This is a genomic window from Nostoc sp. (assembly GCF_036917535.1).
Lineage (GTDB): Bacteria > Cyanobacteriota > Cyanobacteriia > Cyanobacteriales > Nostocaceae > Nostoc.
Genome location: NZ_JBALDA010000061.1, coordinates 114,351 through 127,726, shown reverse-complemented (window position 1 = coordinate 127,726; position 13,376 = coordinate 114,351). Strand labels below are relative to the sequence as shown.

At 41.8% G+C, this 13,376-nt stretch carries 6 protein-coding genes; 5 read left to right on the top strand and 1 reads right to left on the bottom strand.

Going from position 1 to position 13,376, the window contains the following annotated elements:
- Positions 1–184: 184 nt before the first annotated feature.
- The 5 genes from V7K56_RS20090 (at position 185) to V7K56_RS20070 (ending at position 7,393) form a co-directional block, all read left to right on the top strand.
- The gene (locus V7K56_RS20090) at positions 185–1,558 is read left to right on the top strand and encodes an aromatic ring-hydroxylating dioxygenase subunit alpha (RefSeq protein ID WP_334912863.1); all 1,374 of its coding nucleotides are present in this window, start codon (positions 185–187) and stop codon (positions 1,556–1,558) included.
- Between the two features lie 410 nt (positions 1,559–1,968).
- The gene (locus tag V7K56_RS20085) at positions 1,969–3,324 is read left to right on the top strand and encodes an aromatic ring-hydroxylating dioxygenase subunit alpha (RefSeq protein ID WP_334912861.1); all 1,356 of its coding nucleotides are present in this window, start codon (positions 1,969–1,971) and stop codon (positions 3,322–3,324) included.
- Between the two features lie 430 nt (positions 3,325–3,754).
- On the top strand, positions 3,755–5,113 hold the full coding sequence (locus V7K56_RS20080; RefSeq protein ID WP_334912858.1) for an aromatic ring-hydroxylating dioxygenase subunit alpha: 1,359 nt from the start codon (positions 3,755–3,757) through the stop codon (positions 5,111–5,113).
- 290 nt (positions 5,114–5,403) lie between these two features.
- Positions 5,404–5,742 (top strand): hypothetical protein, encoded by a 339-nt coding sequence (locus V7K56_RS20075; RefSeq protein WP_334912856.1) that lies wholly within the window; start codon positions 5,404–5,406, stop codon positions 5,740–5,742.
- A 718-nt stretch (positions 5,743–6,460) separates the two neighbouring features.
- Positions 6,461–7,393 carry a polysaccharide deacetylase family protein gene (locus V7K56_RS20070; RefSeq protein ID WP_334912854.1) on the top strand — a complete coding sequence of 311 codons (933 nt, stop codon included), beginning with the start codon at positions 6,461–6,463 and terminating at the stop codon, positions 7,391–7,393.
- A gap of 330 nt (positions 7,394–7,723) precedes the next feature.
- On the opposite strand, the gene V7K56_RS20065 is transcribed toward V7K56_RS20070, so the two are convergent.
- A complete protein-coding gene (locus V7K56_RS20065; RefSeq protein ID WP_334912876.1) occupies positions 7,724–13,141 on the bottom strand; it encodes a translocation/assembly module TamB domain-containing protein in 5,418 nt (1,805 codons plus the stop codon).
- Between the last annotated feature and the right edge of the window lie 235 nt (positions 13,142–13,376).

Below are 13,376 nucleotides of genomic sequence, written 5' to 3'. Positions count from 1 at the left end.
GTCGTGTCTCTTCTTTTACTTGAGATCGAACGATTAATTCCTCTTACACGTAGTTGTGGTTTTGACATCCATATTTACACGTCCAAGATATGAGTTGACAAGCTTCACTCTAGAAATATTCTATCTCTAGGACTAAGCATTTGCTGATTCAAAAGTATAAAATCGTAAAAACCTGGAGAAAATTATGTCATTACAAACAGAAACACTACAGGCGACACGACCAACTTCTACTTTTGATACACCTGACCAGAAGCAAGAATTTAACTGGAGGCAATGCTGGTATCCCGTCAGCTTTGTACAAGACTTACCTGCTAACCGCCCTTATAGCTTTTCTTTGTACGATGAACCCTTCGTTTTGTTCAATGACCAAAATGGACAGCTTATCTGTTTAACAGATCGTTGTCCCCACCGTGCAGCTAGACTTTCTGATGGACAAATAATTGACGGCAAAATAGAGTGTTTATATCACGGTTGGCAGTTTGGCAATAATGGTCAATGTCTGCACATTCCTCAATTAGCAACTGATGCCAAAATTCCGGTAAATGCTTGCGTGTCATCCTTTAAAGTCTTGGAACGTCAAGGTATCATTTGGATGTGGGCAGGGGAAGCCGAAACGGCTATTGATGAGCTAATTCCATCTCTACCTGATTGGGAAAAGCCGGATTGCTTCAACTTAGACTATGTAGGTGATCTACCTTACGATCAAAGCTATTTTATTGAAAACGTTATTGACCCGGCTCATCTTCCAATCAGCCATGATGGCATCATGGGAGATCGAAAAGATGCCCAACCGTTGGAAATAGAAGTCATTGACAGCAACATTCAGGGAATTAAGGGAAGGTGGCGGCGAACACGCACACCCAATCAGCCTTGGACGTCATTAGATTTCATTGCTCCTAATTTGATTTTCTACAACTCTGGTAATGAACAGCAAAGTAGGTTTGGGGGCGTAGCCTTGTATTCAATTCCACTAAGTAAAAATAGATGTCGGATTCTCGTTAGAAATTATGGTAACTTCTTTAGCCAAAAAACCAAGCTGATGCCTCTCTGGTTAGATCACATCTTGATCCGAAACAAAGTCTTAGAAAGTGATTTGCAATTAGTTATTGAACAAAAGGCCCAAATTGAGCGTTTGGGACAAAATCTCAAACAAGTGTATTTACCGCTCAAAACATCTGATACTCTTGTGGTTGAGTATCGCAAGTGGCTAGATAATTTTGGGTCATCTTTGCCGTTTTATCGAGGTTATTCCACCTCAAAAAATGTCGATACTAGCGAGTGCGATGAAAAGTTGATCGCGTTAGACCGATTCTTGCAACATACACTTATTTGTCATTCTTGCAATCGAGCTTATCAAGTTACAAATAGGGTTAAGCAAAGTTGTATTGGGGTAGCGATCGCTCTAGCTGCTGTAGCGATACTTGCAGATGATTCTAAAATCAGAATAGCAGCAATATCGGCTTCCATCGCAGCAATTGTTATGTCTGTTATGGCTCATACACTCAAAATTCAGTTTGAGCGTTCTATACTCGTCACTAAAATAGGGACTGGGGATTAATCTAAGTATATGTAGGGAAGCTAGCCTTGTAATAGCGGGTTTCCCAAATTGAGCGGACTGGCGTTATGTATCGCCGTGAGGACGACACCAAAACCTTTGGATGCTGCCTTACAGAAGCATAACGTAACGCCAGTTGCTACAACCGATAGCGTTGGCGCAGCGTCTCTTCAAGAAGCGGTAGCGAGACATCTCCCAAGGGGCAACAGTCAGAGCAAACGAACGTCGGGAACCTTTGCAGCGCACTGGCTTCCCTACATGTATCTCAAAAATCAAATATGATTCCTATAGTTTGATTTATTCTTGCCCACTTACTTATCTGGTTTACAAGTTTCACTCTAGAAATACTCTATCTCCAAGACTAAGCATTTGCTGATTCAAAAGTATAAAATCATAAAAACCTGGATAAAACTATGTCATTAGAAACAAAGACACTACAGGCGACACCACCAACTTCTACTTTTGAGAAACTTGGCCAGAAGCAAGAATTTAACTGGAGGCAATGCTGGTATCCCGTCATATTCGTGCAAGACTTACCTGCCAACCGCCCTTATAGCTTTTCTTTGTACGATGAACCCTTCATTTTGTTTAAAGACCAAAATGGACAGCTTATCTGTTTAATAGATCGTTGTCCCCACCGTGCAGCTAGACTTTCTGATGGACAAATAATTGACGGCAAAATAGAGTGTTTATATCACGGTTGGCAATTTGGCAATAATGGTCAATGTCTGCACATTCCTCAGTTACCAACCGATGCCAAAATTCCGGTAAATGCTTGCGTGTCATCCTTTAAAGTCTTGGAACTTAAAGGTATCATTTGGATGTGGGCAGGGGAAGCCGAAACGGCTATTGATGAGCTAATTCCATCTCTACCAGATTTGGAAAAGCCGGAATGCTTCAACTTAGACTATATGCGTGACCTACCTTACGACCAAAGCTATTTTATTGAAAACATTATAGACCCGGCTCATGTTCCAATCAGCCATGATGGCATTATGGGAAGTCGAAAAGATGCCCAACCGCTGGAACTAGAAGTGATTGAGAGCAACATTCAGGGAATTAAGGGAAAGTGGCGGCGAACACGCACACCCAATCAGCCTTGGATTTCATTAGATTTCATTGCTCCTAATTTGATTCTCTACAAATTTGGTAATGAACAGCAAGGTAAGTTTGGGGGCACAGCCTTGTATTCAATTCCGCTAAGTAAGGATAGATGTCGGATTCTCATCAGAAATTATAGTAACTCGTTTCCCAAAAAAATCAAGCTGATGCCTCTTTGGTTAGATCACATCCTGACCCAAAACAAAATCTTAGAAGGTGATTTGCAATTAGTAGTTGAACAAAAGGCACAAATTGAGCGTTTGGGACAAAATCTTAAAAAAGTGTATTTACCGCTTAAAACATCTGATACTTTAGTGGTTGAGTATCGCAAGTGGCTAGATAAATTTGGGTCATCTTTGCCGTTTTATCAAGGTTATTCCACCTCAAAAAATGTCGGTAGTAGTGAGTGTGATCAAAAGTTGATCGCGTTAGACCGATTTTCACAACATACACTTATTTGTCATTCCTGCAATCGAGCTTATCAAGTTACAAATAGGGTTAAGCAAAGTTGTATTAGAGTAGCGATCGCTCTAGCTGCTGTAGCGATACTTGCAGATGATTCTAAAATCAGAATAGCAGCAATGTCGGTTTCTGTAGCAGCAGTTGTAATGTCCGCTATAGCTCATACACTCAAAATTCACTTTGAGCGTTCCTATACTCGTCACTAAAACAGGGACTAGAGATTAATCTAAGTATATGTAGGGAAGCCAGCTTTGTAACAGCGGGTTTCCCAAATTGAGCGGACTGGCGTTGTGTTATCGCCGAGAGGACGACACCAAAACCTTTGGATGGTGCGTTAGCCAGAAGCATAACGCAACGCCAGTTGCTATAACCGATAGCGTTCGCGCAGCGTCTCTTCAAGAAGCGGTAGCGAGTCATCTCTCAAAAAGACGCTAAGAGCGAACCAGCATCGGGAACCTTTGCAACGCACTGGCTTTCCTACATGTATCTCAAAAATCAAATATGAGTCCTATAGTTTAATTTATTCTTACCCACTTACTTATCTGGTTTACAAGTTTCACTCTAAAAATACTCTATCTCTGGGACTAATAATTTGCTGATTCAAAAGTATAGAATCATAGAAACCTGGAGAAAACTATGTCATTACAAACAGAGACACTACAGGCAACACCACCAACTTCTACCTTTGAAAAACTTGACCAGAAGCAAGAATTTAACTGGAGGCAATGCTGGTATCCCGTCACCTTCGTAAAAGACTTGCCTGCCAACCGCCCTCATAGCTTTTCCTTGTACGATGAACCTTTGGTTTTGTTCAAAAACAAAGATGGACAATTTATCTGTTTAGCAGATCGTTGTCCTCATCGTACAGCCAAACTTTCTGATGGACAAATTATTGATGGCAAAATTGAGTGCTTATATCACGGTTGGCAGTTTGGTAGTGATGGCCAGTGTCTGCACATTCCTCAATTAGCAACAGATGCAAAAATTCCAGTCAATGCTTGTGTGCCATCCTTTAAAGTTGTAGAACGCCAAGGCATGATTTGGGTATGGGCTGGCGAAAAAGAAACTGCTGTTGATGAAATTATTCCAATTTTGCCAGATTTAGATAAGCCAGGATTTGTATGTGCAGACTTTATATTGGATCTACCTTATGACCAAACATATTTAGTAGAGAATGTCATCGATCCTGCTCATATTTCTATTAGCCATAATGGCACCAGAGGTGGTGGTAATCGTAAAAATGCCCAACCGCTAGAAATGGAAGTACTAGAAAATTCTGTTCAGGGGGTTAAAGGCAGGTGGCGGAGAGCCAACAAATCAAATGAAGCCTGGAAATATACTGATTTTGTTGCTCCAAGTCTTGTGCTGAACACTGCTTATATTGAAAAAAAAGATTGGACATTTGGACTAGCTTTGTATTCGATTCCTTTAGGTAAAGGGCGATGCCGTCTTTTAAGTAGAGGTTATCGTAATTTCATGACTTGGGGAGTCAAGCTGAGACCCCGTTGGTTCGATCACTTGAATACGAACAAAATATTGGAGCAGGATTTGCCTCTGATTGTGGGACAACAGGCAGAAATTGAGCGCTTGCAAAGAAGTCTCAAAGAATTATATTTGCCGCTGAAAACATCTGACACATTAGTGGTTGAGTACCGCAAGTGGCTAGATAAATTTGGATCGTCTTTGCCTTTTTATCAAGGCTATTCCACATGGAAAAATGTTGAGAATGGCGAGTTGAATTCAAAGGCGATTTTGTTAGACAGATTCTCGCGACACACACCTATTTGTAGTTCTTGCAATCGAGCTTATCAAGTTACAAATACGGTCAAACAAAGCTGTATAGGAGTAGCGATCGCTCTAGCGGCTGTAGCAATACTTGCAGATGATTCTAGAATCAAAATCGCAGCAATATCAGTTTTCATAGCAGCAATTGTCATGTCTGTTATGGCTCATACACTCAAAACTCACTTTGAGCATTCCTACACTCGTCACTAAAATAGGTACTGGGAACATTTTGTAGTAAGCACTTTAGTGTTTACTACAAACTTTTCATTGAAAGCGACGGGAAACTCCATCTTGCAAGTGGCGTGGAGTTTTTGATTACTAGCTTAGACATTGTACCGATACATGTATAATAAGTTTGCTCATCTTAAACAATTTGCTCAAACCTCAAGTCTTGTTAAGTCACGAGCAAGTTAATGGCTCTGCGCTAAAGTAAAAATATTGGGATAAAAATCTCTGGCAGTAAGTTCAATAGACCAATAATCTTTACCACTGCGGCGATCATGTCTCAAGAGCATAACGAATCACTCCAAATTCAAGAGATCACCAAACTCAAACCGAAACACTTTGCTGATTTAGTCAGATCGGCACAATTGGTTTTCGACCCCACAGCCGGAGTTTCAGGAAAAAATATCGTAGTTGACTGGGAACAATTTGGAATTCCCCGTGATGTAGCGGACAATCTCAAATCACTTGGTCAGCACTACCAGTATGCATCTCCTCACATCCCTATTGAAGACATTTGGAGTAAATTAACTCCAGAAACTCGTATTTGGTTCGTTGAAAATAAAGATCGGTTGTGGCAGCTTGAAGAAGCTTTCCCAGCCCTTGACGAAGATTGAAGAGGGCAGAAGGAGGTAGGAGGTTGGAATTTAGATAAGACTTCTATACGAGATCGAAGATTTTAGTGAAGGACTTTAAACTCTTCCTCCCTCTGCTCACAACAAAAGACAGATAGCGCAGCGTCTCGTAGAGAGCGTTAGGCAGCATCCATTAGTGTCAACTTAAGGTTAAAGCCAGTCTAGAAAAAGCTTTTAGCAGATTATCTCGTTTCCAGCCTCTGGCTATAAACGAGATTTTAAAAGGGTTTTGGCTGAAGTTGACACCAATGCAGCATCCTCCTATCTTCTCCCTTTTGCTTCTCTACAAGGATAAGAAAAAACTGCGATCGCAAGCAAATAGCAAATATTGACATCGACTTTATTGCTCAACGACTACTTAGCATTTCTCCAGGTTACGGTTATACTGCTATCATTGCTGGCTCTACTGGTCAGCTAATTCTACTGAGTATTATTTTATTCAGTTTAATAATCGTAGCAAATTAGTACAGATTAAATTGAGACATCCTTTAGCTTTAGCTGGAATGTTTCAAGGTGTTTTATTGTTTTCTTTTTTCTTTCAGCAATAGATATATTAATTACAACAGGCTATGAGTAATATCAAGTCCGGGTAATTCCAGTTTAAGAAGTAATCAAGCAGACATGATGATATAAGGAATGGGAACATCCGAGAGAAACCAATCCCCAATAACCAATAACCAAGTATTTAAGGAGATCTAATGTGTCTAGTCGGAAATTATCTTTGTTACTAAAATTAATAATTATTATATTGGTTACTAGTGCTAGTAGTTTAGGTATCAGCTTGCTTTTAACCACAAGCGGATTTGACCATTTGTTGGGAATAATCAAGCCAAAAAGCGAGAGTGCTAAAGCGAGTCATAACAAACTGATGAGTGCAGATGCACAGAATATAAGTCTAGTCAAAGACCAGATGAACACAGTGCCAAAGGCATTTCAGGGAACAATCGTTTATCAAGGGAAACTAAAAGCGAATGAGAAAGTTATTGCTCTAACTTTTGATGATGGTCCAGGTCCCAAAAATACAGCACAGATTTTAGAAATCTTGAAGAAAAATGATATAAAAGCCACATTTTTCATGATCGGGCAAATGGTGAAATATTTTCCTCAAGTTGCCAAGCAAGTGGCTGCTGATGGTCACGTAATTGGTAATCACACATGGCATCATTGGTATCGCCACATGGACTTAGCTACTGCGGCTAGTGAAATCGATCGTACAGCAGAAATCATCTACAAGACTACTGGAGAGAAAACTACTCTATTTCGTCCTCCTGGAGGCTTTCTGAATAATGGACTAGCCGAATATGCCAAAAACGAGAAATATGCTGTCATGATGTGGTCAGAAGAATCGGGAGATGCTGAACGTCGTTCGCCTCAAGTTCTAGGACTAGTCAAAAATGTGCTGAAATATGCAAAACCCGGTGCAATTGTCCTGATGCACGATGGGGGCGGCAACCGTTCCAAATCTGTCAAGGCTTTACCAGAAATGATCGCAGGTTTAAAAGCCCAAGGCTATAGATTTGTGACAATTCCCCAACTACTAGAAATACAAGCCCAAGAAAATAGTGTGGAGACAGCAGCATCACCTGTAGTCACAAATCAAGAACATCCAAACCAACAGCTTAGTCATCAGTGATACGCCACGGGCTGCTATACCTCTAATTTTGGCTGCACTAGGTGAATTAGTGATTGAAAAATTGGGGGTGTTAAATCTGAGGTAGAGGGAATAATCTTAGTAAGCTGTTCCACATTTAAATTGCATAAGCTGGGCAGGCAAGATGCCCACCCCACAAGAGTTATGTTTAATTCGATTATGCAAATTAGATGTTTTTTAGCTTACAAAGCTGCGTAACTAGAGTCGCAATATCTAAACCCGAAGCGATACCGTATAGCCTAGTTGATGAGTGTAAACAAGTTTCTTGACTCGCAATGCAATTGTTTCAGCTAACAATGCCAATGCAGTAATCTAAAATCGGGTTTCATACTCAACTTGAAGTTGATTGTCATCCCCCACATCAGTTGAGCCTCGCATCAGAATTTCGTCATTGACTCGATAGAGGACATTGAAACGGAAAGATTCATCGCTGCTAGAAAGAGCACGTGATAAAGAGGCAGAGAAATTTTTATTAATATCAAACACACCTTCCGCTGATAAATTAAGAATTGAAGCTCTTGATGTTTTTGATTCATCATTATTAATAGATGGAGTCGGAAATATCCGAAATTCACTGAAACCAACAGCCTGTCCGATCGCAGTGATAGTTCCTTGTAAACTACCTAAAATGGTAGAACTAGCGAAATTAGTCAGCCCTTGGCCTGCATCTGCTTGACCGAAAGAACCCAGAATTGAGCCACCCAGCAAAGCAACTATTTCTCCTTTACTACGGCTAGGTTCGCTCGTCAGTTCTAGATTCTCACCCAATTTACTAGCTGGCCCGTTCACCCTAGCTTGAACAGTAACGCTACGTAAAGTTCCAAAGTTGTTTACAGAAACATCGCTGACTTCAGAAGACAATGGTGATTCCAAAGTTTGAGTGTTCCTTGCTGAGGTTTCCGGTACAATTGCCGTCAGTCGGACATCCAAAGTCGGGTCAAGTCCTTGACTAGGAGTAAACCGCGCAGTTTGTTCATAGCCCCGCGCCAAGGTGAACTGAGTGGAAAATAAGCTCAGTCCTCCTCCTGTCAAACGAATGACTCCTTCAGGAAGTGGTTTGGCTAATGTACCATTAATGGTCAAGTCACCTTTAGCATCAAACCTCAATAGGGGCTGACTTAATGCTGCTCCTCCTGGTACAAAGCTTAGAAAGGACTGAGTTGTAACTCGAATATCTTTGCCTAAAATCAACTTTAAATCTGCAAACTCTACAGGTAAATTGGGTGGAGTTGCGGCGCTAGTGCTTGCGTCTGCTGTTACCACTGGGTTAGTGCTTCCATCCACTGTAACCACTGGGTTAGCGTTATTGTTATTATCTGCTGTAGGTGTGGCGTTGGAGTTAACCTGTTGTCTATCTAGATTTATCACCTTAGTATCAGCCTCTGCTGTCGCTGCTGATTTTTTCTTCGCAGCAGCCGAATTGCCAATAATTACCTGACCATCACTCAGTTGAATCTCTCCACCAATTACAGGTTTTAAGGCTGTGCCGCGAATTACGACATCGCCACCAACACCACCTTCATACAGTCCTGCAAGCTTAAAATTGAGTTTGTCTGCTATTGATACTGTCAGGGGATTCGCTGCGGCTTGTTGAGGATCAAAAATTGGCAAGATGCCTGATACAGTTACTTGCCCTTGATTGTAATTACCTTGGATATTTTCAACGCTGATCGTCCTACCATTAAATAGTGCTGTTCCTGTGACATTCGTTAAAGGATCGGATAAGGCTTGAGCGCTAAAAGTTGCATTATTAAATGTGGCGTTACCGTTGATAACTGGTTCGTTTAAAGTACCTCGAACATTTAAATCTACTTTTCCTTGACCGTCTACCCAAGCGACTTGATTATTGGTAAGCAGATTTAAGAGTGCCAATCCTTCATTTTGCACATTGGCGTTGATGCTGATTTGATTGCTATCCGGTTGCACTTTGGCAAAAGGCAACGGTGCAGGTACGCTACCTGTAACGGCAACTGGCTGTGTTCCTGTTACTAATAAGGTGCTATCAAAATTCAAGCGAGCTTTGTTGTAATCAAAGTTCACCTCTCCTGTTTGTACGGGTTGTTTGTTAAGAGTCGCATTCGCTAGCGCCACTTTCCCCTGAACTCTGGGGTCTTGCAAACTACCTGCTAAAGTGGCATCGGCATTTATATTCCCAGTGATATCTACGGGGTATTTTTCGATAAAAGGTTCTAAAAGTGATAAGGGCAGACTGGCTACATTCAATTTTCCAGATACTTGCTCAGTTCCTAACTGTCCTGAAAATGCCACTAGTCCTTGATTTATCCCTACACTCAAGGGTGAAAGGGTGACGATACCATCGGCGAAAGTGCCTTGAGCAACGACTTGATTGATGGAATAATTACCCCATTGCCAGTTAGCACCTTGAAAATTAAAGCCGACATTCAACCCAGACTTTAACGAGCCATTGGCTGTAATTGCTCCGTTTAAAGCACCCTTTAACTCTGCAAGGCTGGGTAAAGATGGGGTTTGTTTTGTTTGAGCTTGCTGTTCTTTGGCAAGTTCTGTTGTAATATTTGAGAAGTATGCTAACTGTGTTTTCAAATCTGCATTTGGCAAGCTGACAGACTCAGTTTGAAGCGCTTCTGCTCCAGCTAATGTTGGAGGTTGTAACCCACTACTAAGGTCTTTAAAGTCGAAGATATTAAACGCTTGTAAAAGTCTTTGAATTTTGGCTTGGGCAAAATTAGCTTGAAATTGAAATTGCGGGTCATTTCCCGTTTGTACATTGCCACTGAGGGCGATGTTGCTATCGCCAATCCGCAATAGACCATTAGCCAAGCTAGCTGTACCATCGGCATAATTGATGTTGCCGCGAAATTCATCGGCTGCAACTCTGGCAACACGAGGCCCTGCGATCGCCACGTCTCCCGCAATGGCATAATTATTCAGATTAACAACTAAATTACCCGATAATTGCCCCGCCAGTGGTTTCAATTGATTGTTAGGTAAAAAGCTGCCAACCAGAGCGATGGGAAACTGTTGGGCGTTGATGAATAAGTTATCTCCCTCAGTTCTACCTGTGGTGACAGCACCATCACGTCGAACTAAAAATGAAGTGGGACGATAATCTGCACCTAAGTTAAGGGCAATCCGATCTTGTTTCCCAGCTAGTCGTAGACTTGCTCCTTGTCCGCCTTGAAAATTTACGTTTCCGGTTAAAAGTGGGTCAAATGCCAAGTTACTCACATTGAAATTCCGCAGCCGGATATTCCCATTAGCTTGGGGAACATCTGGAGTACCTGTAACTTTTCCATTAAAATCCAGTCGTCCTGCTATTCCTACGTCACCAGGAACTTTAAAGCCAGTATTTTGTAAGTTGAAATTCTCTGCCAATACATTTAAATTAAATCCGGCAATTTGGGGTGCGCCAGTTGATGGAGACTGAATAGCGATCGCACCATTAGCCCTCAATCCTGGGGTACCTGCGTTTTCAACTATAATCTGCTGTCCATTCCATTGAAATTGCGCGGTGAGTGGTTTTGCCAGTTGCGCTACTCCTTGGGGAAGGCTGATTTGTCCGGCGGCGCGAATATCTGCAAGCTGGAAAGATTGGGTTGTGCCTGCTAACTGAATATTGCTATTCAGCCGTCCTCGCAGTTGTGGTGAAAAACGACTGAGTTGAATTTGAGAAGTCTTGACAGATCCTTGCCAGCGTTGTTGGGCAATTTCACCTCTGGCCCTGATTGTCCCGCCTGCCACGTTTACAACCGCATCGGGAAAGACGATATTTTCTCCTTGTTTGGTAACAACAACTCGTCCGGTGGTGGGATAGGTGGCACTAGGCGCTTGTACCCGTGCTACTGTTTGCAGATTGCTCAGAGTGCCTGAAATATCGGCATTTGCCGACACATTCCCAATGGTGATCGAGGGTGAAGAATTGTAGGCTTTGGCGATCGCATCTCCTGGTATATTTTTTGCTTGCACATTCAACGCTACCCTACCTTGAGGTGCCAGCTGAATTCGTCCGCTAGCTGTAACTTGCCCTCCCACATCTGGATTAGCTTGAACGCGAGAAACATTGACGTTTAATGGTGTACCCAGAGAACCAGTAATTTTAGCGTTTGCAGATATACCACCAACATTGATGGGAGTGGAAATGTTGTAACCTTGAGCGATCGCATTTCCTGGGATACCCTGAGCTTGAATATCTACGCCTACCTGACCTTGGGGAGCGAGTTGAATTTGACCATTGGCTGTGATTTTTCCCCCGGCTGGTGGCGTTATCTGAACATTAGAAACATCAAGTTTCAACGGCTGTTTGCGAAGTGAGCCAGAAATTTGGGCTTTTGCTGAAACATTGCCAACTGCGATCGGCAGAGTAACGCCGTAGGTGCGTGCTAGTATATCTCCTGATATACCATCAGCTTGAGCATTAAATATTACCCCATCTTTGGTTCCCAGATTAGCTTGACCGCCGCCTGTAATTTGACCACCAGCTGCGGGGATTATTCTCAAATTGGAGACAGCAAGTTGAGATGCAGTTTTAGATGCATTCAAGCGGAAATTAGTGTTGATGGTATTAAATTGAACGCGGTCAACTTGAATAGGTTTGGTGTTACTTACTGTACCGCTGACGACTGGTTGCTCAAGTGCACCGCCTACCTGAATATTTGCTTGAATTTCGCCACTAGCTGGGACTGACGAATTTACTTTCAGGGTATCTAAGATATTTTTCGCAGTAACTGGTTTGATTTGAGCAGAAACATTAAAACCTGTTTGAGTATTAATTGTTCCATTAGCCAGAATGGGAATTTTGCCAAAGTTCGTACTCAGATTATCTAAAGTAACTGTCTGACCCTGAAATAGAAATTTCCCATTAAAATTAGAAATCGGCTGAGGAATATTTGGAATTTTAGCGGTGATTTGATTAGCTGTAGCTGTTCCCGTAATCGCGATGTCTGAAAGCTTGGGTGGAATCTGAACTCCTAAGTCAGCATTTAAATACCCTGCTTGTAGAGCGATCGGTAACTGAATTAATCTAGTAATTTCAGATGCTTGTAAATTTTGTGTTGAAAGTTGGAGGTTAGTTTGTTGAGCTTTTACTTGGGTTTCGCCAACAATTTTAACAGCGCCTCCCCTAGTGAGTTGAGTATTGATGTCATAACCAATCCTTTGATTTTGATCGGAAAATCGGGCAACACCACCAACTTGATCTAATATTACTGAGCCTTTTGGTTTAGTTGGTGCAGCAAATGGCATCAACTCTACTTTGCCATCTTGAATTTGAAGCGTCTGCAACTGAGTTTGAATAAAACCTTTTCCTTCCCCAGCCTTAACTTGGGCTGTCACCCAACGACCATCTTTATCTTGTTGAATGTAGACACTGGGTTGAACTAAGGTGACATCTAATAACAGTTTTCGGCTAAGAAGGAGTTGCAACGGCGAGAACTGCACCTCCAAAGCTTTTGCAACCACCTGATCTTGATCGCTGGCAGTTGCTGGTATCGATAAAGAGCTAAATCTCAGACTAGAAAGCGAAAAACGTTCAACGTTGCCAACTTTGACTGGACGCTCCAGTAATTGCTCGAGATTTTGCTGTACTAACGGTGCTAAATCTTTGTATATATAGTTTCTAGCCCACCAAGCACCAACTATAATTCCAATCAACAAAACCCCACCCAAAGCCAAACTGGTACGTCCTAAAAGCAGGAGCCACAGACGACGATTAGATGGTTCTTGATTTTTGTTTGAATTTGGCGATCGCGTCATCATTGTTACTAGTACTAGTAATTTTTTCTGGAGTGAGGCTAGAGACAAATTAGTTAGTTGTATCAGCAAGTTACAAAATATGGTTTCATAATATTAGAACTTACGCAAGAACTTTGTGGCAAGCTGCTTGTATTTTTTAGGAGAGGCTGCGCCAATAAGACGCATTTGCAGTGCGTCTATGTTATTTCATGATTTTGTGTAATTCCTGAATTTATTTCGATATCTTGAATAACAA